This window comes from Streptomyces sp. NPDC005808 (genome assembly GCF_042871385.1).
Taxonomy (GTDB): domain Bacteria; phylum Actinomycetota; class Actinomycetes; order Streptomycetales; family Streptomycetaceae; genus Streptomyces.
The window spans coordinates 405,014-424,818 of sequence record NZ_JBIAIK010000003.1 but is presented as its reverse complement, the minus strand read 5'-3'; the positions used below and the strand labels follow the sequence as shown (position 1 = coordinate 424,818).

32 protein-coding genes are annotated in these 19,805 nt (G+C 70.3%); all 32 read left to right on the top strand.

Annotation, left to right across the window (positions count from 1 at the left end):
- Positions 1-8 precede the first annotated feature (8 nt).
- The 32 genes from ACFYPC_RS08995 (at position 9) to ACFYPC_RS08840 (ending at position 19,761) form a co-directional block, all read left to right on the top strand.
- Entirely contained in the window at positions 9-695 is a 687-nt protein-coding gene (locus ACFYPC_RS08995; RefSeq protein WP_388672875.1) for an exonuclease domain-containing protein, read from the top strand.
- Positions 695-1,282 carry a hypothetical protein gene (locus ACFYPC_RS08990; protein ID WP_388672873.1) on the top strand — a complete coding sequence of 196 codons (588 nt, stop codon included), beginning with the start codon at positions 695-697 and terminating at the stop codon, positions 1,280-1,282. Before ACFYPC_RS08995 ends, ACFYPC_RS08990 begins: the two co-directional genes overlap by 1 nt.
- Positions 1,279-1,650, top strand: coding sequence for a hypothetical protein (locus ACFYPC_RS08985; protein WP_388672871.1), 372 nt, complete (start codon positions 1,279-1,281; stop codon positions 1,648-1,650). Before ACFYPC_RS08990 ends, ACFYPC_RS08985 begins: the two co-directional genes overlap by 4 nt.
- Complete coding sequence (locus tag ACFYPC_RS08980) at positions 1,647-1,940, top strand: hypothetical protein (protein ID WP_388672869.1); 294 nt, start codon at positions 1,647-1,649, stop codon at positions 1,938-1,940. Before ACFYPC_RS08985 ends, ACFYPC_RS08980 begins: the two co-directional genes overlap by 4 nt.
- Positions 1,937-2,746, top strand: a complete 810-nt coding sequence (locus ACFYPC_RS08975; protein WP_388672867.1) for a hypothetical protein — start codon at positions 1,937-1,939, stop codon at positions 2,744-2,746. The genes ACFYPC_RS08980 and ACFYPC_RS08975 overlap by 4 nt, the downstream gene beginning before the upstream one ends.
- Positions 2,747-2,803: 57 nt before the next feature.
- Positions 2,804-3,685 carry a helix-turn-helix domain-containing protein gene (locus ACFYPC_RS08970; RefSeq protein ID WP_388672865.1) on the top strand — a complete coding sequence of 294 codons (882 nt, stop codon included), beginning with the start codon at positions 2,804-2,806 and terminating at the stop codon, positions 3,683-3,685.
- Positions 3,682-4,581 carry a hypothetical protein gene (locus tag ACFYPC_RS08965; RefSeq protein WP_388672863.1) on the top strand — a complete coding sequence of 300 codons (900 nt, stop codon included), beginning with the start codon at positions 3,682-3,684 and terminating at the stop codon, positions 4,579-4,581. The genes ACFYPC_RS08970 and ACFYPC_RS08965 overlap by 4 nt, the downstream gene beginning before the upstream one ends.
- Before the next feature lie 27 nt (positions 4,582-4,608).
- Positions 4,609-4,896 carry a hypothetical protein gene (locus ACFYPC_RS08960; protein ID WP_388672861.1) on the top strand — a complete coding sequence of 96 codons (288 nt, stop codon included), beginning with the start codon at positions 4,609-4,611 and terminating at the stop codon, positions 4,894-4,896.
- Complete coding sequence (locus ACFYPC_RS08955) at positions 4,893-5,069, top strand: hypothetical protein (RefSeq protein WP_388672859.1); 177 nt, start codon at positions 4,893-4,895, stop codon at positions 5,067-5,069. Before ACFYPC_RS08960 ends, ACFYPC_RS08955 begins: the two co-directional genes overlap by 4 nt.
- A gap of 38 nt (positions 5,070-5,107) precedes the next feature.
- The gene (locus tag ACFYPC_RS08950; RefSeq protein WP_388672857.1) at positions 5,108-5,368 is read left to right on the top strand and encodes a DUF6011 domain-containing protein; all 261 of its coding nucleotides are present in this window, start codon (positions 5,108-5,110) and stop codon (positions 5,366-5,368) included.
- Entirely contained in the window at positions 5,365-5,991 is a 627-nt protein-coding gene (locus tag ACFYPC_RS08945) for a hypothetical protein (RefSeq protein WP_388672855.1), read from the top strand. Before ACFYPC_RS08950 ends, ACFYPC_RS08945 begins: the two co-directional genes overlap by 4 nt.
- Before the next feature lie 41 nt (positions 5,992-6,032).
- Positions 6,033-6,272 carry a hypothetical protein gene (locus ACFYPC_RS08940; protein ID WP_388672853.1) on the top strand — a complete coding sequence of 80 codons (240 nt, stop codon included), beginning with the start codon at positions 6,033-6,035 and terminating at the stop codon, positions 6,270-6,272.
- 99 nt (positions 6,273-6,371) lie between these two features.
- On the top strand, positions 6,372-6,776 hold the full coding sequence (locus ACFYPC_RS08935; RefSeq protein WP_388672851.1) for a hypothetical protein: 405 nt from the start codon (positions 6,372-6,374) through the stop codon (positions 6,774-6,776).
- Positions 6,773-6,919: a hypothetical protein gene (locus ACFYPC_RS08930; protein ID WP_388672849.1), complete on the top strand. Its 147-nt coding sequence runs from the start codon at positions 6,773-6,775 to the stop codon at positions 6,917-6,919. Before ACFYPC_RS08935 ends, ACFYPC_RS08930 begins: the two co-directional genes overlap by 4 nt.
- Before the next feature lie 70 nt (positions 6,920-6,989).
- On the top strand, positions 6,990-8,099 hold the full coding sequence (locus ACFYPC_RS08925; protein ID WP_388672847.1) for a hypothetical protein: 1,110 nt from the start codon (positions 6,990-6,992) through the stop codon (positions 8,097-8,099).
- Positions 8,096-8,275 carry a hypothetical protein gene (locus ACFYPC_RS08920; protein WP_388673422.1) on the top strand — a complete coding sequence of 60 codons (180 nt, stop codon included), beginning with the start codon at positions 8,096-8,098 and terminating at the stop codon, positions 8,273-8,275. The genes ACFYPC_RS08925 and ACFYPC_RS08920 overlap by 4 nt, the downstream gene beginning before the upstream one ends.
- Entirely contained in the window at positions 8,272-8,673 is a 402-nt protein-coding gene (locus tag ACFYPC_RS08915) for a hypothetical protein (protein WP_388672845.1), read from the top strand. Before ACFYPC_RS08920 ends, ACFYPC_RS08915 begins: the two co-directional genes overlap by 4 nt.
- Before the next feature lie 84 nt (positions 8,674-8,757).
- Complete coding sequence (locus ACFYPC_RS08910) at positions 8,758-9,030, top strand: hypothetical protein (protein WP_388672843.1); 273 nt, start codon at positions 8,758-8,760, stop codon at positions 9,028-9,030.
- A gap of 2 nt (positions 9,031-9,032) precedes the next feature.
- Positions 9,033-9,200: a DUF6257 family protein gene (locus ACFYPC_RS08905; protein WP_388672841.1), complete on the top strand. Its 168-nt coding sequence runs from the start codon at positions 9,033-9,035 to the stop codon at positions 9,198-9,200.
- 85 nt (positions 9,201-9,285) lie between these two features.
- The gene (locus tag ACFYPC_RS08900) at positions 9,286-11,403 is read left to right on the top strand and encodes an FtsK/SpoIIIE domain-containing protein (protein ID WP_388672839.1); all 2,118 of its coding nucleotides are present in this window, start codon (positions 9,286-9,288) and stop codon (positions 11,401-11,403) included.
- Positions 11,404-11,590: 187 nt separating this feature from the next.
- Positions 11,591-11,863, top strand: coding sequence for a hypothetical protein (locus ACFYPC_RS08895; protein ID WP_388672837.1), 273 nt, complete (start codon positions 11,591-11,593; stop codon positions 11,861-11,863).
- 62 nt (positions 11,864-11,925) lie between these two features.
- The gene (locus ACFYPC_RS08890; RefSeq protein WP_388672835.1) at positions 11,926-12,126 is read left to right on the top strand and encodes a hypothetical protein; all 201 of its coding nucleotides are present in this window, start codon (positions 11,926-11,928) and stop codon (positions 12,124-12,126) included.
- A gap of 195 nt (positions 12,127-12,321) precedes the next feature.
- A complete protein-coding gene (locus ACFYPC_RS08885; protein WP_388672833.1) occupies positions 12,322-12,705 on the top strand; it encodes a hypothetical protein in 384 nt (127 codons plus the stop codon).
- A 275-nt stretch (positions 12,706-12,980) separates the two neighbouring features.
- Positions 12,981-13,274 (top strand): HNH endonuclease, encoded by a 294-nt coding sequence (locus ACFYPC_RS08880; RefSeq protein WP_388672831.1) that lies wholly within the window; start codon positions 12,981-12,983, stop codon positions 13,272-13,274.
- Between the two features lie 255 nt (positions 13,275-13,529).
- On the top strand, positions 13,530-13,799 hold the full coding sequence (locus tag ACFYPC_RS08875; protein WP_388672829.1) for a hypothetical protein: 270 nt from the start codon (positions 13,530-13,532) through the stop codon (positions 13,797-13,799).
- Between the two features lie 3 nt (positions 13,800-13,802).
- Positions 13,803-14,087, top strand: a complete 285-nt coding sequence (locus ACFYPC_RS08870) for a hypothetical protein (protein ID WP_388672827.1) — start codon at positions 13,803-13,805, stop codon at positions 14,085-14,087.
- A 123-nt stretch (positions 14,088-14,210) separates the two neighbouring features.
- Positions 14,211-14,513, top strand: coding sequence for a hypothetical protein (locus ACFYPC_RS08865; RefSeq protein ID WP_388672825.1), 303 nt, complete (start codon positions 14,211-14,213; stop codon positions 14,511-14,513).
- Positions 14,476-16,041 carry a terminase large subunit domain-containing protein gene (locus ACFYPC_RS08860; RefSeq protein ID WP_388672823.1) on the top strand — a complete coding sequence of 522 codons (1,566 nt, stop codon included), beginning with the start codon at positions 14,476-14,478 and terminating at the stop codon, positions 16,039-16,041. The genes ACFYPC_RS08865 and ACFYPC_RS08860 overlap by 38 nt, the downstream gene beginning before the upstream one ends.
- Before the next feature lie 12 nt (positions 16,042-16,053).
- Complete coding sequence (locus tag ACFYPC_RS08855; protein ID WP_388672821.1) at positions 16,054-16,227, top strand: hypothetical protein; 174 nt, start codon at positions 16,054-16,056, stop codon at positions 16,225-16,227.
- The gene (locus ACFYPC_RS08850) at positions 16,224-17,402 is read left to right on the top strand and encodes a phage portal protein (protein ID WP_388672819.1); all 1,179 of its coding nucleotides are present in this window, start codon (positions 16,224-16,226) and stop codon (positions 17,400-17,402) included. Before ACFYPC_RS08855 ends, ACFYPC_RS08850 begins: the two co-directional genes overlap by 4 nt.
- Positions 17,399-18,202, top strand: coding sequence for an HK97 family phage prohead protease (locus ACFYPC_RS08845; RefSeq protein ID WP_388672817.1), 804 nt, complete (start codon positions 17,399-17,401; stop codon positions 18,200-18,202). The genes ACFYPC_RS08850 and ACFYPC_RS08845 overlap by 4 nt, the downstream gene beginning before the upstream one ends.
- A gap of 134 nt (positions 18,203-18,336) precedes the next feature.
- The gene (locus ACFYPC_RS08840) at positions 18,337-19,761 is read left to right on the top strand and encodes a phage major capsid protein (RefSeq protein WP_388672815.1); all 1,425 of its coding nucleotides are present in this window, start codon (positions 18,337-18,339) and stop codon (positions 19,759-19,761) included.
- Positions 19,762-19,805 lie beyond the last annotated feature (44 nt).

Here is a 19,805-nt window from a genome sequence, read left to right as displayed (position 1 = left end):
CGAGCATCATGCGCACCACCAAGAAGCCTGAGCTGACGGCATTTGTCGACGTCGAGACGATCGGCCTGGATCCGTTCCTGCACGACGCGTGGGAGATCGCTGTCATCCTGCGCTGCGACGGCCAGGACGAAGAGCACGTGTTCCGGATCAAGCCGGACCTGTTGAACGCAGACCCGGAAGCCCTGAAGATCAACCGCTACTACGAGCGGACCAACGCCCCGGACTGGGTGTGGGACGACCCGCACATCGCGGCCACGCAGGTGCGCGCGCTGCTGGATGGAGCCGTCCTGGTCGGCTCGAACGTGCCGTTCGACGCGGAGATGCTGACGCACCTGCTCGGGCGCTACTTCGACCAGCCGCGGCCCTGGCACTACCGCACCGTCGACGTGGTCACCCTCGCCGTCGGCTCCCTGTACGGACGGGCCAGCGAGTGGACGGTCCGGGACTGCGACGCCACTTGGTACGGCAAGGTCGCCAAGGCGATCGGCTGGCCGTGGAAGACGCACGACGTCTCCCGCCACGTCGAGATCGAGCCGCCCACCGCCGACGTCGCGCACACCGCGCTCGGTGACGCCCGCTGGGCGCGCGACGTGTACGACGCGGTCACCGTCCCGGACGCCATCTTCGCCGCCTCCGACGAGCAGCTGGCACAGATGGCCGGCGACGCCCTGGCCCGGCTGCGCGGGGGGCAGTGATGACGATCGCCCTCTTGCCACCCACCACGTACAGCTCCGTCAGCCTGGACATCGAGGCACTGACCGACGGACCGCGCTTCGTCCGCACGCGCGGCATGAGCCGCTGGCACCGGCCCCGTTCCGGCACCCGCTACCCCAACGACCGCGTCGTCTACGGGGCGTGGTGCGGGTATGGCATCGGCGGCAGCGAGCACGCGGGCGCGTTCCTCGCCGCCGACGAACCGCCCGCCGGTGAACCGGTGTGCGGCACCTGCGAGGGCCGCGCCGCCGGAGCCGGGCAGGACGACAGCCCAACCGGCCGGCTCCTGCTCTTCTCCCCGCGCGACATCGACCCGCCGAAGACCTGCCCCGCTTCCCGTACCTCCGTGTACGAAGAGCTGCCTGGCGGTCGCGTCGGACGCTGCCTCGCCTGCGGCGACATGCAGCCGCTGCGCGCCATGGGCGGCCCGTACAACCCCCGCTACGCCATCGTCCAGCACCCCACTGGCCAGGCCCTCGTGGAGCCCTGCCCGTTCCACCGCTGGCGCCAACTCACCGCGCGCGACGGCCGCGTCCTGTGCGACTGCGGAAGGGAGATCACCCAGTGACCGAGCAACTCCAGTTCTCCGAGCCCGTGGAGGGTACCGTCAGCCCGGCCGCCGGGGAGACGGCGAAGGCCGACGGCATGGCGCTCGCGGCGGCCAACACGTCGGTCGAGTGGGCCGACGCCTGCGCCGCAGCAATCGAGCTGATGGCCCGTCGAGGCGTCGAGTTCCAGGCCGCGGACCTCATCGCCGAGGGCCTGGTCGACGAGCCCGACAGCCCCAACCGGTGGGGGCCCGCGTTCCTGCGCGCCGCCGCGGCCGGGGTCATCGAGGCGCGGGGCTACGCCAAGTCGAAGCGGGCCACCGTCCACAGCAGCATCTGCCGCACCTGGCAGGGCACTGCGGCCTACCGCAACGGGGCCGCAGCGTGAGCGCCGCGACCGTCATCAACCTCGGAATCGCTGTCTTCCTGCTGGTCTGCACTCTCGTTCTCTTCCGCCTGTGCCGCACACCCCGCCCGCGAACGCAATGGCGGTACGAGGGCCCGGACTCGCTGCGCCTCATGGAAGACCTCGACGCGCACCTTGACCGGCACTTCGCCGAACTCTCGGGCCTCTACGAGCGGCTCGGACCTCCCGACCTCGACCCGGAGGTGCAGGCAGGCCTCGCCCGCCTGCATGACGCCGTCCGCCCCGAGCAGCAGGACGGGGGCACGTCATGACGGAGCGTCCGCACGGATACGCCCGCTACCAGCTCGACGGCTGCCGCTGCTACGTGTGCGCCTACGCCCGCTCCCGGTATGACGAGAACCGCACGAAGGCGATCACGGCTGGCACCTGGCAGCCGTGGGTCGACGCCGAGCCCGTCCGCATCCACATCGAATCCCTGCAGACCTGCCTCATGGGCCTGCGCTCCATCGCGGCCGTAGCGAACGTCGACCGCAAGCGGCTGCAGGCCATCATCACCGGCCGTCCCGAGCGGGGCACCGGACCGCAGGAGAAGGTCCGGCCTGCTCTCGCCGCCGCCGTCCTGGCCGTCGAGCCCACCCTCGGCAATCTCGGGCCGAACACCGTCATCAACGCCACCGGCACCACGCGCCGGCTGCGGGCGCTGGTAGCGGGCGGATGGCCGCAACAGCACCTGGCCGACGAGATGGGCTGGACGCCGGGCAACTTCAGCACGCTCATCGCCGCCTCGTCGGTGACCGTGAGGACGGCCCGCCTGGTCCGCGTCGTCTACGACCGGCTGTGGAACGTCGACCCTGCCACCCGCGGTGCCACAGACCGCGGCATCCGCGACGCCAAGGCCCGTGCGGCGGACGCCCGGTGGGCTCCGGTCGGCGCGTGGGACGACGACACCATCGACGTCCCCGCCACCTTCCCCGACTGGACCGGACGCTGCGGCACGCCATTCGGCGACGGGGAACACCGCAGGCACGACACCCCCGTGTGCGACCCGTGCCGCGAGGCCAGGTCCCTGTACCGCCACGAACTCCGTCAGCGCCGCACCCAGACCACTGCCGCCTGAGAGAGGCCCGCGGATCCAGCCGGATCGGTTCCGCAAGATCACGAAGAGAGACCCGAGTTGAGCACTGACGACCGCGTGCAGAGCGCCCGCAACGCGTGGACCAACGCCCTCCGGGCCGAGGTCCTGCGCGTGGGCCGCCGCATCCCCGAGGTGGCGCGCGTCGCGACCGTGGGCATGTGGATCGCCACCTACGCGGACGCTGACGGCTCGAACGCATTCCCCGGCAGGGACACCCTCGCCACCCTGGCCGGCTGCTCGGAGGAGACCGTCACCAACGCCGTGAAGGTGCTCATGGGCGTCGGTCTCCTCACGCGGAAGCGCCGGCCGAACGCGTCCTCGATGTACCAGCTGCTGCTGCCGCTCGGTGGCGGCCTCGACTGGGCGCCGCACATGCACCACATGACCGACACCCGGCAGCGCAGGGCCTACGCGAAGAAGAAGGCCGCGGACATCGCGAAGGCTGTGGATAACTCCCGGACAGCGTCCATGGACGCTGTGGAAAACCCTTCGGACAGCGTCCGTGGACGCGGTCCGGACAGCGTCCGTAGCGGGGGTTCCGAACCCTCCGGAACGGATCCGGACAGCGTCCATGGACGCCCCCGGACAGCGTCCGTGGACGCGTTCCGGACAGCGTCCGTAGCGGGGGTCGACCAGTACCTCTCTACCTCCGGTAGAGACCCCTTCCCCGACCACAACTTGGCTGGCCTTTCACCTCAGCCACAGCTGCGCGCGGGCGAGGCCGCGAAAGACGAGTCATCGACGGGTCAGGCAGGCAGGGCGAGCGCGCCCCGGGACACGGCACTTGCCGCCGTCCGCGCCCGCCCTGCGCTCGCCCGCTGTACCGAACCCGACTGCGGCATCCCGCTGCCCTACGGCTCCGCCGGCCTCTGCTCCGGCTGCGCCGACTACCACCACGCGACCGAAAGGCACAGCGCATGACCACCACACCCGAACCCACCGACCTGCTGCGCCGTAGCGAGTCCTACCTGTCCGCCATGCACGGCAGCGTGGCCCGGCACGACAACCTCGCCGCGAACCTGGCGTGTGCCGGCTGCGAGCTGCGGGACCAGATCCGTGCCGCACTCGCCGAGCCCGCCGCCGAGCAGCCCGCGCCTGCCGACCGGGCCGCGCTGCGCGAGCAGATCGCCGAGGCGCTCGAACAGGCCGACTACCGGATGGACATGCGCCGTGGCGACCTCGCCGACGCGGTGCTGGCTGTCCTCCCCGCGGCCACCGACCGCAGCGCCGTGCTGCGGGAAGCCGCAGAGGAGTTGGAGGTGTACGTCGGCCGCCAGTCCAGCGATGCCGCCCCGGAAGTCGAGGGTGCGCGCCTCGCCATCCGGGAACTGCGACGGATCGCTGGCCAGCCCAAGCCCGTCGACGCGGGCAAGTGTGGCTGCTACAGCCCGAGCGGCGCCTACCGCTGCACCCAACCCGAGGGTCACCTCGGGTATCACCGACACGTCCGACCGGACAGCGACGAGTGGTCATCGTGGGTCACCGGCACGGCCGCGCCCGTCCCGAGCCGTGTGGCCGACGAGGCGCAGCAGGACCAGACACAGGCCACGCCCTGCGACCAACCGAACCCCTGCGAGGACGGCGAACTCTGCGCCACCCACGAAGAGGCACAGGCCCACGCGGAAGGCGAGCACTCGTTCTGCGGCGTCACCTGCGAGGTGGCCATGCCGACCGAGCCGATGCGCAACTTCATCGTCGCCAAGGGCTACCCCGGCACGGCCGGAGCGCTCGCCGAGCTGCTGCGCCGGGCCGCTGCCGGACTACTACCCGCCAGCCCCGCGCCCGCTGTTGTGTCCCAGCCCGACGAGGAGGTGTGAGCCGTGGGCCGTCATCAAGGGGCGCCGATGCCCGCGAATCTGCGCCACGCCTTCCGCGCCCGCGCACACCCCGCCCGCTCCGTGCCCTGCCCGCACGAGCACTGCCACGCCCGCGCCCACCAGTCGTGCATCGTCCGCGTCAACGGACGCGTGCTCCCGCGCCTCCACCCCTCGCGCATCACCCTCTGGGCGGTCACCTTCGCCTGCTGCCCCGAGTGCCAGGTCTTGCAGGGCACCCCGTGCCACGACAACGGCCAGCAGCTGGCCGACGCCCACCCCCGCCGCATCCAGGAAGCAAAGGAGACCCTCGCGTGACACCCCTTGAGCGCCTCCTCCTCGAGGAGATCCCGGTCCGCCCCGAATCCGCCTCCGGTGGCCACGGCCTGTGGACGAAGCAGGAGCAGGACCGGCACTGGGACGACCTGGCCGCCGCCATCGGCGCGGCCGGCACCAAGCGGCCCGCCCCGCCAAGCGAGGCAGCAGCGTGACGGGCGGGGACGGAGCGACCGGAGAGGCAGTGCCGTGCATGGCGTGCGGGCGCCTCCTGCGCGACGAGGAGTCCAAGCGGCTCCGCCTCGGACCGCACTGCCTCAAGCGCCTACAGGGCCTCCTGGCGCCTCGCCCCCGCCGACGGCTCCGCTACACGCCCAACCACCCCAAGGCCACGCCCGCGCCCACGACCACCGCTCCCATCGCCCTCGAACTCTGGGGAGACGAGGACGAAGACGACGACCAGGCCGACGGCCACCCGATCAACGACGTACCCCTCACCGGGAGTTACCTGTGACCCTCTGCGGACTCTGCGGCAGCGAGGCCGGCGACCGCTACCTGTGCGACCGCGACACCACCAATCTCGCCGAGCGCCTGGCCGACCTGCCCACGCTCCACGACGAACTGGTCCAATGCCTCGTGCCGCGCCGCGGCGGCTGGGGCGAGATCGTCTCGACGAAGAACGCGGCCGGCCCCCGGTCGCCGCTCGACGAGAACGTGCTGGACGAGATGAACAGCGGGAACATGGCGAAGGTCGTGCACTCCTGGCGCGTCGACGTACAGCGCGTCCGCTGGCCGCAGCACTCGGCACCGCCCCCGTCCGGCCTGGCCGCCGACTGCCGGTGGCTGGCCATGGAACTCGACTGGATCGGCGCGCACTACCCGGCCGCCGGCGACCTTGCCCGCGAGGTCCGCACGCTGGAGGCTCAGGCCCGGTCGGTCGTGGGCGACCCGGTGCCCCGGCGCAAGGTGGTGGGCCAGTGCATCGCCGTCGTCGACGCCCAAGGCGCCGTGTGCGGAGCCGACATCACACACCAGGCGAGCGAGTCCCGGCTGACATGCCGGACCTGCCACTGCGTGTACGAGGGCCAGCAGGACCTGCTGCTGCTCCTGCACTATCAGCCGGACGGAGTAGTGTGATCCTCTTGCGTCTAACCCCCGGGTTGGATACGGTCATGGGGATGGAACCGAAGCCCTGGCGGGACCGGATCCGCGACGAGGACGAGCTGTTGACGCAGCTCAACCGACTCGCCTCCAAAGCCGCCGACCGACGCGCCGAAGCGCTACTCGAAGGAGTGGCCGACCTCGGCACAGTCGCCGACGTCGCTCGCGACCTCGGAGTCAGCTGGAACGCCGTCGACAAGGCGATCAAGAAGTACCAGCGCAAGAAGGCCACCGACACCGGGGCCACAACCGAATAGACAGCGAGGGCCGGACAGCAGCTCCCGGATGTTGACGCACCCGAGGCGATCGCACCGTCCGACCCTCCACCGAACTACCTGACCTAACCAGGAGTCGGCATGACCGATCTTTCCATGCCTGCAACCGCAGGCACCACCAACGCGACCAGGCGCCCCGTCGCCGCCAGCGGGATCCCCAAGAGCGAGCGCCTCGCCGAGCTGCACCGCCTCTGCGCCACGGACTACGCCAGCAACGCGTTCCGCCGCACCGACGCCAGCCAGCTGCTCGCCGCCGAGCCGTCCGGCCAGCACTGCCCCGCCGCGTACCCCACGGACCCCACCCCGTGCCGTGGCCCGGTCGCTGTCACCGTCCTCGACCAGAACAACCACGGCGCCGACGGCTGCGAGTACCACGCCACCCGCCTCCTCGCCGCCCTCGACGGCGCCCGCGTCTACGCCCTGCCCGACGCCCCGGCCGGCGCCGCCCTGCGCGTCTTCCGCGCCACCGCGGGCGGTGCGCGATGAAGCACAATCCCAAGACCTGCCAGCTCTGCGCCAGCCTCCGGCACCCCGGCGTGGCCCGCGACGGACGCGCCCTCACCAAGCACCTCGCCGCCAACCCGTTCCCCAAGCAGCACCTCAACGTCCAGCGAGGTGAGGGCCAGTGAAGTGGCTCGGTCTCATCTGCATCGTGGCGCAGGTCGCCGTGATCGCCTACGCGATCGGGAGGGCAATCGGATGACCGCCCGCCGCCTCACCACCGGGCAGGGCGTCGTCCTCGGCGCCGCCGCCATCGTCATGACCGCCGTCGGCGCCCTCGGCGCCTGGGGCACCTACAGCAACGTCGTCGCCGAGTTCGGCCGTGCCGCCACCGCAGCCGGCGTGGTCGCTGCGGGCGAAGGCCTCACCCTCATCCTCGCCCTGACCATGCTCGGCCTGACGATGCTCAACCAGTCGGCGCCCTCAGTCATCCGCGCCGGCTTGTGGCTCGCCCCGGTCTCCGCATGCCTCACCGGCCTCTCCCTCGCCGACACCGTCACCGAGGCCGTCGTGTACGCAGTGACCCCACTCGCCATGAGCGGCTCCGCCGAAGGCCTCGGCCTCATCGCCCGCCGTATCGTCGTCCACACCACCGGCGTCGACGCGGAAGCCCAGCGCCGCAACGCGGACGCCGTGCAGCAGCTCGCCTACCACCAGGCCGTAGCCGACCGGCACCCCGACAAGGAGGACCGCGAGTCCTCGCTGCGGAAGTCGTGGAAGCTGGCCAAGAAGGTCGGCGTCGGCGACCAGGTCCTCGGCGCCGCCCTCGTCGAAGTGCAGCGCGAGCGCATCACCGGTGGGGCCGATGCAGCCCTCGGCAGCATGTACGGCGCGGCCCCCGCCATCGAGGCGCCCGCACGGCCCCGCGGCGCGAGCGCGACCGAGGTACTGCGCGAGCGGTTCGCCACCATGGACCCCGCGGATGCGATCCGCCTCGCACACGATGCGCGACCTGATGCGCGCCCCGCCGAACTCGCCTCCCTGCTCGGCACCTACGGGGTCCCCATCGACGCCGTCGCCGTCGCCCTGGTCCTCGGCCAGAAGGCCCCCGAGTACGAGGTGCATCGACCTGATGCGGCTGATGCGCCCCAGGTCAACGCGCTGGAGGCACTGAACGTCGAGGGCGTCGTCATCGAGGCCGCATCCCTCCTCGGCCCGGACGCATCCGCCCGCGCGATCGCCGAGCACATCGCCGCTCGCCGCCGTCTCATCGTCGGCGAGCCGTACATCCGCACCGCCCTCTCACGGGCCGCAAGGAAGCCCCAGCCCGAGACCCCGGCCAAGCCGATGGAAGGTGGATACGCGTGATGCGCCTCGCCTTCGGAGCCGTCCTCGGCCTCCTCATCGCCTACCCGGCCCTCCTCGCCATCGTCCTGGCCGTCGTCACCGCGGCCCTCTCGCAGCCCGCCGTCATCGCGGTCGCCGCCGGCATCTGGCTGTGGCCGCGCATCACCCGCACCGCCCGAAGGTGGTGGACGGCGTGAGCAACCTGCCGGAGAACTACCAGCGCTACGCCGCACCCGACCAGGTGGCCGCCCACCACCGCCCACCGAACGTCCTCTACGACCAGCAGGGCCGCCCCGTCCACTTCACGATCGGGCAGCCCCCGCCACCGGTCATCGTGCAGGCGCCCGTCCAGCAGGGCATGGACCCGGCCCTACAACGGCTGATCATCATCACGTTCCTGATCCTCGCCGTGGTCGTCGTCTGCACCGCGGCGGTGTGCGCGGTCGTCGTCCTGGTCGGCGGAACGCTGATCGGAATCATCGGCACCGTCTCCGCGAACCTCCCGATGATCGGCCTATCCCTGGTGGGCGTGATCCTCGCCGCCGGATGGGCCGCCTCGAAGATCCGGCCCGCCGGTAAGCGCAAGGGCCGCTGACGACCCCTCCGTCCTGCACGGTCGTAACGGCCGTGCAGGTGCGGTGGGACCGGACAGCTCGGCCCACGACCAGGGAGAACACCCATGCGCAAACCCCGCATCATCCTCGCCACCGTTGTAGCCGCCACGGCCACCGCCGTACTCGCCCTGACCGCCTGCGGGCCGACGCTCCCCGCCGGCCCCGCAGGCCGGGTCATCGACAAGGACCGGGACTACAGGGCGTCGACGAAGACGTACTGGAACTACCTGACCGTGCGGACGGCCGGCGGCAGCGAGCAGGAGTTCCGAGTCAGCAAGAGCAACTACGACTCCTGCAAGCGCGGTTCCTCGTACCCGAAGTGCACGGAGGGAAGCTGACCATGGCCAAGGAACCGAAGCTCACTGCCTGGGAGAAGGCCCGCATCGTCGCCATCGAGGCGCACGGCATCAAGCGCGCCATCGCTGGCATCACCGACCAGCCGGACATCGACCGCCGCATCAAGCGCGTCAAGGACAGGGCCCGGCGCAGGGCCAACGGCAGCAAATAGCTACACCCTGGGGACGGCGTCCTGCCGCCAAGTAGTCCGCCGTCCCCGGGCGTCCGTACCCCAGCAAGAGGCAGGAAGCCCCAGCATGACGAACAACGTCGTCCAACTCCACAAGGACGCACCCCCGCCCGTCCAGGACGCCCCGCAGGACGCCCAGGACGCCGACCTCACCCAGACCGTCATCGACGTCATCCAGAACGCCGAGCCGCGTCCCGTCGACCGTCCCGACCCAACCCCCGACGGCACATGGATCGCCGAACGACAGGCCTACCTCGCCGACGCCCCGCCCGTCGTCCCCCCTGCCTTCCGCCGCTGGGACGCCTTCAAGGACACCGTCCGCTGGACCGCGTCCTACTACGGACACGTCACCGCCTTCCACACCCTCCGTACCCCCGTCTACCTCGCCCGCCTCCTGCTCCGCTCCCCGCGCGGTACCGGCCGCCTCGTCATCCGCTGGGGCAAGTGGGTCGCCGACACCGAAGCCCGCCCGGTCGAGGCCAAAGCCGCCGCCAACGCCGACATCGAGGCGTGGCTGTCGCTGTCGCGCGAGAAGTCCCGCCGCGTCCGGCCCCGCCGTATCGCGTCCCTCGCCGTCGCCACCGTCACCGGGATCACCACCCTCGTCAGCACCTTCCTGGTGCCCGGCTGGACGCTCACCGCGGTCGTCGCGGGCGCCGCACTCGCCGGCCTCAACGGCAAGAAGGGCGACAAGCCCCTCATCACCCGCTACGTCGCCACCAACATCCTGCGGAGGCTGGACAGCACCGAGGTGTTCGAAGCCCTCGCCGCGATCGGCATCGAAGGACGCAAGGGCCGCAAGGGTGTCGAGTTCGCTGCCGAGGTCATGCGCGACGGGCCCGGATGGCGTGCCGAAGTCGACCTCCCGCCCGGTATCGAGGCCACCGCCGTCCTGGAGAAGCGGTCCGCGCTCGCCGCCGCCATGCGCCGCCCCATCAGCACCGTGTGGCCCGAGGGCGACCGCACAGCCCACCCCGGCCGCCTCGTCCTGTGGGTCGCCCAGCGCGACCCCGCGAAGGCCGCCCGCAAGCTGTGGCCTCTCATGAAGGACGGCCAGGCCGACGTGTACGAGCCGCTGCCCTACGGCTTCGACCCGCGCGGCAACCTCGTCGAGATCACCCTCATGTACTCCAACCTGCTGGTCGGAGGCATCCCCGGCTCCGGCAAGACGTCCTGCGCGCTCGCGATCGTCCTCGGCGTCGCCCTCGACCCCACCGCCGAACTGTGGATCTTCGAGCTCAAGGGGTCCGGCGACCTCGACGCGGTCAAACCCGTCTGCCACCGGTACGTCAGTGGTGACGAAGACGAGGACCTGGAGGCCGCCCTCGGCGGCATGCGCTCCGGAATCGCCGAGTACCAGCGCCGCGCCAAGTTCATCAAATCCCTGCCCGCCTCAGAGGTGCCCGAAGGCCGCAAGGTCACCCGCGCGATCGCCGAGAAGTACCCCGAGCAGCAGCTCGGCCCCCGCGTCATCGTCATCGACGAGGTCCAAGAGCTGTTCACCCACGCCGAATACAAAGAAGAGGCCGCCGCCCTCGCCACCCGCCTCATCAAAAAGGGCCGCGCCTACGGCATCATCCTCATCCTCCTCACCCAGAACCCCGACGCCCCGTCCCTGCCCACCGGCGTCTCCTCGTCCGTCGGCACCCGCCTCTGCCTCGCCGTCATGGACTGGCGCGCCAACAACAACGTGCTCGGCACCGGCGCCTACGACCGCGGCATGCGCGCCACCGACATCAGCGTCGACGAGCAGGGAACCGGCATCCTCGCCCGCGGCCGCGAAGGCATCACCGTGCGCGCCGCGTTCATCAAGCAGACCGAAGCCGAGACCATCGGCAAGCGCGCCCTCGCGCTCCGCACCGCCGCCGGCACCCTCACCGGACAGGCCGTCGGCGCCCAGGTGGCCGAGCAGGACGTAGAGACGATCCTCGACCACCTGCGCGCCATCTGGCCCGACGGCATCGAGACCGTCCACTCCCACCGGCTCGTGGAAGCCCTCGCCGCCTACCGGGCGGACCTCTACCGGCCATGGACCGACATGGACGCCGCCGGAGCGTCCACCGCACTCAGCGCCGCCCTGAAGCCGTTCAAGGTCGCCACCCGGCAGCTCACCATCCGCGAGTGCTGCGGCGGCGCCAAGGGCCTCCGATACGTCGATCTGCCCGCCGCCGAGGACGGCGAATAGACCCCCGGGAGCCGGTTTCGGATCAAGCAGTGGTTTCACCTTGATCCGAAACCGGTTTCGACCCCGATATCGGGCCCCACCTGCAAAGTTTCGAGTTTCGGGCCCTCGCTCCAGACCCCCGAATCTGCCCCGCCCGAACTTCCCGGAACCCGCCCGGAGCCGACACCGCCACGAGAGAGTGGACCTTATGGCCGAGACCGAACGAACAGCCGTCCTGCTGGTCGACAGCTACACCACGAAGTGCAGCCGCTGCCGCCTGGGTGCGTTCACCGCAGACACCAGCCACGACCGCATCGCAACTGGCTGGGACACCCCCGACCCGCGCGACCGACCGTGCGGCGCCCGCTTCGTCGCCATCTCCACCGTGCGCCTGGAGTACAAGGTGGACCGGCTGAACGAGATCCGCCCCGATCTCCCCGCCTACGAGGCGGGCAAGACTCCGCGCGGCCTCACCACCTGATCCCCCTCCAGTCGGGCCCCGCCGCACTACGCGGTGGGGCCGGCTGCCGCATCATGGGCGCCATGGAGCCGCAGATCATCCGGCCCGGCCACCTCACCGCCGAGCAGACCCGCGAGGCCCTCGGCATCAGCGCCGGCGCCCTCCGCAACCTCGTCTACCGAGGCCACATCAAGCGCTCATGCGGCACCGAACGGCACCCCTACTTCGCCGTCGACGACGTCACCGCCCTCGTCCTCACCCGCCGCGCCCGCGCCGCCGCTTGACCGCAGGTCAGGCAGCGTGTGACGATCTGCGCGTAGAACCATGCCCGCACACGGGCACCACAGGCGCACACGAAGCCCCGGAGAGGCCCCGAGCCCCCGGGGCTTCGTCGTGTCACGGGACAGTCACAGCAGCCACAAGGCGTTGCAAGGCGGTGCATGATGCCCACTCAGTGACAGAACGTCCTTGGGGGGACCATGCGCACCCGCGTCGCCATCGCCGCCTGTACCACCGCACTCGCCATCACCCTCGTCGCCTGTAGCAGCGAAAACAGCGAGTCAGCGGCCACCGCACCCAGCTACAAAATCACCAAGCAGGACAACAGCGGGAACAGCCGCAACGTCGAAGTCAGCGTCAACAGCGCCCATGACCTGAAAGCCGTCTTCGACGACGTCACGAAGAACCTCACGGACGAGGCCGGCTACCACGTCTACATCAACTGCTCGACCGGCGGCACCGCCGCGGTCGACAACCGCCTCGCCAACGGCAGGCTGGCCAGAGGCAACATGGGCCAGGCCGCCACCGGACTCAACGACGGCGAAACCGAGTTCGAGACCGTCGAGGGGCATACCTGCCCCTGACCCACAGAGGTCCCGCACGGAGCTGCCGCTCTCCCGCCGCAACACAGGTGCATCCGGCGCAGACCCCGGGATGCGGTATCCGAGAGGACCGTGCCGGCGCCCAGTCCTAGGCAACTGGGCGCCGATCAGCTGCCGGAGGGAAATGCCAGAGCGGCCTAACGGTGATACCGGATAGATGTGTCGGGTGTGGCTCCGGACAGCCCGCGCGCCAGACGGCGCGCACCCCGGCTCACCGTGGGTTCGAATCCCACTTCCCCACCGGGCTGGAGGCAGGCGTGGCCACTGACCGCAGCGAGCTCACCTCCTACGAATTCCGGCAGATGCGCGCCCGCCTGCTCGCCGAATCCGACGTCTGCATCGTCTGCGGCCACGGCGCATCCGACACCGCCGACCACGTCATCCCCGTCAGCAAGGGCGGCGCACGCCTCGACCCCGACAACCTCGCGCCCATCCACGGCGTCGACGGCTGCCCCATCTGCCTCCGTAAGTGCAACAGCGAGAAGGGCGACCGGCCCCTCGCCGACGTCACCCAACTGGTCACCTCGGTCGACTGGTTCGCCGGACCGTAGAGAGGACGACCATGATCTCGTTCCTGCTCCGACGCCTACGCGTCCACCACCGGTCCGACCGGACCAGGCGTAGGCGCCCTGTGTGTCGGTGCGGCCGGTTCCACCCTGGCCCGCGCTGACCGCATGCCCAGGAGCGGACGACCACATAGGAGGGACGCCATGCCCGCGACCACCGTGCACGCTGGACCACCAGTAGGAAGTGGGCTCACTCCCTGCTGTGGACGGACTCCCTTCGAGCTCCCGCGCACCGACCAGATGACGAACGACCTTGAGACCGTCACGTGCCCGAGTGCCGCCCCGGGCAACTGGACCCTCGATCACCAAGTGCACGCCTTCGCCCAAACCGAGTCACGGCCTGGCCCGCTCACCGACGAGGGCGAGCAGTGGATGGAGCGGCAGCAGACCGGCAAGGTCATGGTCGTCTGCACCTGCGGCTACAGCAGCGGGCTCATCGACCACACCGAGATGGAGGCCACCGTGGCAGGGCTGGCCCCCGAGCACGCACCCACCCCCGTGGGCGGCTGACCCATGGCTTGGTGGGAGGGCGAGACAGCCTACGGTCCGATCGCAGCCGTAGCCGAGTGGCTGCGCGCCAACGACATCGACCCGAGCGACGTGCCGATCGACGGGTCCATCTCGATCGAGCCCGGGGCCTACAGCGGCGAGCGCCGCATCAGGTACAGCGCCGTGCTCCGCAATGCGCAGGGCTACTGCTACCGCGATCCGGCGACGGATCAGGCTGCGCGCGAGGAACGGACCGCGTCACTCAAGGCTGAGCCACCTGCAAACGTGCAGGTCGCAGGCTCGAAGTGACCGTGCATAACCGCAGGTCAGAGGCCTGATCCGGCTGAGACCGTCCGGGTTTTTTAGGAAAGATCATCTTCTCAACCCCGCGCCCAGCTTTTATTTTTCTCCCCCCGGGCCGATGAGCCGGGGATGATCTTGGAGGGGGGCGGCATGGGCCCCGTCGAGGAAGCCGTGCGGAGCGACGTCGAGCAGCTCGGCGACCTGGTCGGCGTCGAGCCGTCGCTGTCCGAGATGGCCTACGCCCTGGCGCGGTCGATCGACACCGCAGCGACCGGCGAGTGCCAGACCTGTGGGGAGGCCGTGACCAGCGCCGAAGACGGCCGGACGCTGCCCCAGTTGAACCGCGAGCTCCGGCAGACGCTCGCCCAGTTGCTGGAGGGGCGGGCGCCGGACGATGACGACGACCTCGGAGACCTGGCGTCCCCCGACTGACTTCGCCGAGGACCTCCGGGAGCGGTACGGGCTGGAGTGCCCGCCGCTGTGGGGTACGCCCCGTCATCCGAACCGGCCGTCGCTCGGGCCGAAGCTGTGGAAGGTCATGGCCAAGCTCGGCGCCCCGCCGATGCCGTGGCAGAAGTACGTGTCCGACGTCGCCCTGGAGATCGACCCCGAGACCGGGCTGTTCGCCCACCGCGAGGTCGGCATCTCCGTCTCCCGGCAGCAGGGCAAGACGGAGCTGTGCCTTGGCGCCCAGGTCCACCGGGCCATGGCCTGGCAGCGGCAGAACATCGTGTACGCGGCGCAGACCCGCGGCATGGCGCGGCAGCGGTGGGAAGACGAGTTCTGGGAGAAGATCTCAGGCTCGGATCTCCGCAAGCGGGCGCGCATCCGGAAGTCGAACGGCAACGAGGCGATCCTGTGGCCGGCGACGCGCTCGAAGATGGGCATCACCGCGAACACCGAGAAAGCCGGCCACGGTCCGCCTCTCGACATGGGGTTCATCGACGAGGCGTTCGCGCACGAAGACGACCGCCTTGAGCAGGCGTTCAGCCCGGCCATGCTGACCCGGGCCATGGCGCAGCTGTGGTGGGCATCGGCCGGCGGCACGACCAAGAGCGTGTGGCTGAACAAGAAGCGCAAAGTGGGGCGCGAGCTGATCGAGGCTCTGTTCGCCGCGCTCGCCGAGGACTTGGGCGCGGTGCGTCCGGCGACCGCGTACTTCGAGTGGTACGCGCCGGAGGACATGCCGCGCGATGATCCGGCGACGTGGCGGGCGACGCTGCCCGCGCTCGGCTACACGGTGACCGAGGCGGTCATCAGGGCCGAGCTGGAGAAGATGGCCGATGACCCCAGCGCGTTCGACCGGGCCTACCTGAACCGCACCCGCAAGCCAGTGCCGCCGTCCGATCCGAACGTGCCGAAGGCGGCATGGCCCGGCCTGGTCGACGCGAGCAGCAAGGCGAACACGGACGTGGCGTTCGCCATCGATGTGTCGCAGGACAGGAAGCGGGCGGCGATCGCCGCGGCCTGCCGCCGCCCGGACGGCAGGGTGCACCTGGAGGTCGTGGCGTACCGGCCCGGTACGGACTGGGTGGTGCCCGCCATGGTGAAGCTGCACGCCCTGTGGAAACCGGTGGCCGTGGCGGTCGCCGCATCGGGCGCCCCGGCTAGTTCGCTCATCGACGACCTGGTGGCCGCGGGCATCGACGTGCCCAAGGACAAGGACGAGCCGGAGCGTGGGGACCTGGCCATCATGCGCAGCGGCGACATCATCGAGGCGTGCGGGCAGATGGCCGACGCCATGAACCAGGGCACTGCCCGGCACATCGACCAGGTGCCGTTGACCGCTGCGGTGAACGGCGCCCGGACGCGCCGCAACGGTGACGCCTGGACGCTTGACCGGACCACGTCGCTGACCGAGGTCTCTCCCTTCGCTGCGGCGACCTTCGCCCGGTGGGCGCTCGTCATCCGGGGGCCGCACGTGCTGGACGACTACGACCCGCTTGATTCGATCTACTGAAGGAGGGGCGTAGTGCGCGAGCGGATGACAACCGCGCTCGACGCCGCTGGCCTGCTGCTCGTCGCGGCCGGCGCGGGCGCCGGGGCATATCAGGCCATCGGGTGGGCGGCGCTCGCTGTGACCGGCGTCGTGATCCTTGGTGGCTCCTGGCTTGCCGATGGCGGCAGGAGGGGCGGTAAGACGTGAGTCTCTTCCGACGCCGTGACGCCCCGGGACAGACCGCAGGCGAGATGATCCCTGCCCGGCCCGGCACGGGCGGCGGGGCGGCGGTCGTGACCAACGAGACGGCGCTGCGGCACAGCGCCGTGTGGGCGTGCCTGCGGCTGCGCGCGAACCTCGTCTCGACCATGCCGGTGGATCTGTACCGCAAGGTGAACGGCATCCAGGTCGAGGTGCCCAAGCCCGCCGTCCTCGTCACCCCAGGGGGCGATGAGGTCGAGATGCCGGAGTGGATGTACTCCAGTCAGTTCGACCTCGACCGGGCCGGGAATACCGTCGGCCTGATCACCGCTCGGGACGGCCTCGGGCTTCCGGCCCGCATCGAGCTCGCGCCGATCGGTGACGTCACCCTGCGGATGCGTAAGGGCAAGAAGCAGTACCGCATCGCGGGCACCACCTACGAGCCGAGCGAGGTCTGGCACGAGAAGCAGTACACCGTGGCCGGGCTGCCCGTCGGCCTGTCCCCGGTGGCGTATGCCGCATGGTCGATCAGCGAGTACCTGTCCATCCAGCAGTTCGCCATGGACTGGTTCCGCAACGGGGCCATCCCTTCGGCGCATCTGAAGAACACCTCGAAGACGCTCACACCGGAGCAGGCCGACGGGGCGAAGCAGCGTTTCAAGGCGGCGGTCATGAGCCGGGATTTGTTCGTCACCGGCAACGACTGGGACTACGAGATGATCCAGGCCGAGCAGGCGGGCGCCGACTGGATCGCCGCGAAGCAGTTCGGCATCGGGGACATCGCCCGGTTCTTCGACTGCCCCTCCGACCTGATCGATGCTTCCGTGTCGGGCAGCTCGGTCACCTACGCCAACATGACGCAGCGGAACTTGCAGTTCCTCGTCATGAGTCTGGGGCCTGCTGTGACCCGTCGCGAGAACGCGCTCAGCCGCCTGTCCTCGCGGCCGCGGTTCGTGAAGCTGAACCGCAACGCGCTGCTGGCGATGGACCCGCAGACGCAGGCCGCTGTCCTCAAGACGCGCATCGATTCCCGGACGCTGGCGCCGTCCGAGGCCCGCGCCATCTATGACCTGCCGCCCTTCACCGAGCAGCAGTTGGCGGAGTTCGACCGGGTGTTCGGCAAGGGCGCCCAGGCACAGCCCACGACCGCGACCCCGCAAGCAGGAGGAGTTCCCTCATGACCATGGCGATCCTGCGGCAGCAGGCTGCCCAGGCCCGCGCAGGTGCGGCGGGCTCTACTTCGATGTCCGTACCCCGGGACCGTCCCGAGTCCCCAGAGATCCGGTTCACCTCGCAGTTGCGCGCCAAGAAGGTGGAACGCGCGGACGGCATGGAGTGGTACCAGGTCGAGGGATACGCCAGCGCGTTCGAGCAGGGCTACGAGATGTGGGACATGTTCGGGCCCTACACCGAGGTCGTCTCCAAGGGCGCCGCGGACAAGACGCTCGGTGCGGACCCCGAGGTCGTGTTCCGCTTCAACCACGCGGGCACGCCGATGGCGAGCACACGGAACCAGCGACTGGAACTGTGGGCGGACGATCAGGGCCTGGGGCAGCGCGCCTGGCTGAACCCCAAGCGGTCGGACGTGCAGCTGCTCGTCCAGGCCATCGAGGACGCGGACGTGCGTGAGCAGTCGTTCATGTTCCGCATCACCTCGGGCCAGTGGTCCCCGGACTACACCGAGTACCGCATCCAGGAGTTCGACCTGGAGCGCGGCGACGTCGGCCCCGTCACCTACGGCGCGAACCCGCATACCTCCGTCGCCGCGAGGAGCGGGGAGTTCCTCGACCTCATCCCGAACCTTCCCGCGCTGGTCGCACGCGAGGCCTACGCACGCCTCGCCCTGCGCTCCGATCTGACCACCGCCCCCGTGCCCGCGCCGCAGATGCCGGCGCCCGCACGCGCGGCGGCCCCGACCGCTCAAGGGCGGTCGATTTCCATGCTCCGCACTCAGCTGCTCGTCGAGGCCGACGAGCACTGAGCACCAGACACAGCGCGCTGTCCGGCAGATGCCCGGGCGCGCAGCCCTGTGCCGCCCGGCAGATGACCCGGGTTGGGCCGTGGCCCCGCTGTTGCTGCAACCCAACGACCCATCTGTACGGAGGGATCACACTCATGCCCGGAACCATCGACGACCTCATCGCAAGCATCGAGGTCGAGCTGGAGGCCGCACAGAAGCGGCTCAAGAAGTCCGGCGCCGAGGTCCAGCTCATCCTGGACAAGGCGCAGCAGGACGGCCGCTCGAACCTGAGTGCCGAGGAAGACCAGCGCGTAGCCGAGCTGTTCGCTGCGCGCGACCAGGCGCGCTCCGACATCACCGGCATCGAGAACAAGCTGGCCACCACGAACAAGCTCAAGACGGAAGAGATGGAGCGGGAGGCGAAGCAGAAGGAGTTCCGCGAGACCCATACCCGCCCCCCGCAGCCTCGCGACCGGATGGTCACCGTCGGGAACGAGGAGCGGACCTACCGCAAGGACCAGGACCCGCTGGGCAAGGGCTTCCTGATGGACATCGCCCGCCAGTACTCGTACCAGGACGTCGAGTCCGCCTCGCGCCTGGCACGGCACATGCAGGAGGAGCGCGTCGAGCGCGCCGAGTACCTCCAGCGCGCTGTCGGCACCGGGGCGTTCTCGGGCCTGACGGTGCCGCAGTATCTGACCGACATGTACGCCCCGGCCACGGCGGCGCTGCGTCCATTCGCCGACGTCTGCAACCGGCACCCCCTGCCCGACAGCGGTATGTCGATCGAGATCTCCCGCATCACCACTGCGACCGACGCCGGGATCCAGGCCACGCAGAACACCGCCGTGACCAACCAGGACATGGACGACACGCAGCTCAGCGTGCCGGTCCAGACCGCGGCCGGGCAGCAGACGATCTCCCGGCAGGCGATCGACCGCGGCACGGGCATCGAGGACGTGGCCTTCCAGGACCTGTTCAACCGGGTCGCCACCCGCCTGGACTCGACACTCCTCAACCAGGCCACCAACGGCCTGAGCGCGGTGGCTCAGGCGAACGCCTACACCGACGGCACCCCGACCGGCGCCGAGCTGTACCCGAAGATCCTCGGTGCGGCGGCCGGTGTCGAAACCAACCTCCTGGCCATGGGCGCGCCGACCCATGCGGTCATGCACTCGCGCCGCTGGTACTGGCTGTCCAGCCAGATGTCCAATACCTGGCCGATGATCAACTCAGTGAACCTGCCAGTGCAGGCGTCGGGCACCCTCGACCCGAACAGCTCCTACGCCTCGGGGCCTCGGGGTGTGCTGCCCAACGGCATGCAGGTGGTCGTCGACAACAACATCGTCACCAACCTGGGTGTGGGCACCAACGAGGACGAGCTGTACGTCGTGCCCGCCTCGGAGTGCCACCTGTGGGAGGACCCGAACGCGCCGCTGTTCATCCGTGCCGAGCAGCCGGCCGCCGCATCGCTGGGCGTGCTGCTGGTGGCGTACTCGTACTTCGCGTACACCTTCGGCCGCTACGCCAACGGCATGCAGAAGGTCGGCGGCACGGGCATGGTCACCCCGGCGTTCTAGCCGTCCCCCGCGCGGCCCGGCCGGTTGGCCGGGCCGCGCGCCCC

Coding starts and splice junctions, on each gene's coding strand:
- ACFYPC_RS08995 (WP_388672875.1), top strand. CDS start 9: ATGCGCACCACCAAGAAGCCTGAGCTGACGGCATTTGTCGACGTCGAG.
- ACFYPC_RS08990 (WP_388672873.1), top strand. CDS start 695: ATGACGATCGCCCTCTTGCCACCCACCACGTACAGCTCCGTCAGCCTG.
- ACFYPC_RS08975 (WP_388672867.1), top strand. CDS start 1,937: ATGACGGAGCGTCCGCACGGATACGCCCGCTACCAGCTCGACGGCTGC.
- ACFYPC_RS08965 (WP_388672863.1), top strand. CDS start 3,682: ATGACCACCACACCCGAACCCACCGACCTGCTGCGCCGTAGCGAGTCC.
- ACFYPC_RS08960 (WP_388672861.1), top strand. CDS start 4,609: ATGCCCGCGAATCTGCGCCACGCCTTCCGCGCCCGCGCACACCCCGCC.
- ACFYPC_RS08950 (WP_388672857.1), top strand. CDS start 5,108: ATGGCGTGCGGGCGCCTCCTGCGCGACGAGGAGTCCAAGCGGCTCCGC.
- ACFYPC_RS08940 (WP_388672853.1), top strand. CDS start 6,033: ATGGAACCGAAGCCCTGGCGGGACCGGATCCGCGACGAGGACGAGCTG.
- ACFYPC_RS08935 (WP_388672851.1), top strand. CDS start 6,372: ATGACCGATCTTTCCATGCCTGCAACCGCAGGCACCACCAACGCGACC.
- ACFYPC_RS08930 (WP_388672849.1), top strand. CDS start 6,773: ATGAAGCACAATCCCAAGACCTGCCAGCTCTGCGCCAGCCTCCGGCAC.
- ACFYPC_RS08925 (WP_388672847.1), top strand. CDS start 6,990: ATGACCGCCCGCCGCCTCACCACCGGGCAGGGCGTCGTCCTCGGCGCC.
- ACFYPC_RS08910 (WP_388672843.1), top strand. CDS start 8,758: ATGCGCAAACCCCGCATCATCCTCGCCACCGTTGTAGCCGCCACGGCC.
- ACFYPC_RS08905 (WP_388672841.1), top strand. CDS start 9,033: ATGGCCAAGGAACCGAAGCTCACTGCCTGGGAGAAGGCCCGCATCGTC.
- ACFYPC_RS08900 (WP_388672839.1), top strand. CDS start 9,286: ATGACGAACAACGTCGTCCAACTCCACAAGGACGCACCCCCGCCCGTC.
- ACFYPC_RS08895 (WP_388672837.1), top strand. CDS start 11,591: ATGGCCGAGACCGAACGAACAGCCGTCCTGCTGGTCGACAGCTACACC.
- ACFYPC_RS08890 (WP_388672835.1), top strand. CDS start 11,926: ATGGAGCCGCAGATCATCCGGCCCGGCCACCTCACCGCCGAGCAGACC.
- ACFYPC_RS08885 (WP_388672833.1), top strand. CDS start 12,322: ATGCGCACCCGCGTCGCCATCGCCGCCTGTACCACCGCACTCGCCATC.
- ACFYPC_RS08875 (WP_388672829.1), top strand. CDS start 13,530: ATGACGAACGACCTTGAGACCGTCACGTGCCCGAGTGCCGCCCCGGGC.
- ACFYPC_RS08870 (WP_388672827.1), top strand. CDS start 13,803: ATGGCTTGGTGGGAGGGCGAGACAGCCTACGGTCCGATCGCAGCCGTA.
- ACFYPC_RS08865 (WP_388672825.1), top strand. CDS start 14,211: ATGATCTTGGAGGGGGGCGGCATGGGCCCCGTCGAGGAAGCCGTGCGG.
- ACFYPC_RS08860 (WP_388672823.1), top strand. CDS start 14,476: ATGACGACGACCTCGGAGACCTGGCGTCCCCCGACTGACTTCGCCGAG.
- ACFYPC_RS08845 (WP_388672817.1), top strand. CDS start 17,399: ATGACCATGGCGATCCTGCGGCAGCAGGCTGCCCAGGCCCGCGCAGGT.
- ACFYPC_RS08840 (WP_388672815.1), top strand. CDS start 18,337: ATGCCCGGAACCATCGACGACCTCATCGCAAGCATCGAGGTCGAGCTG.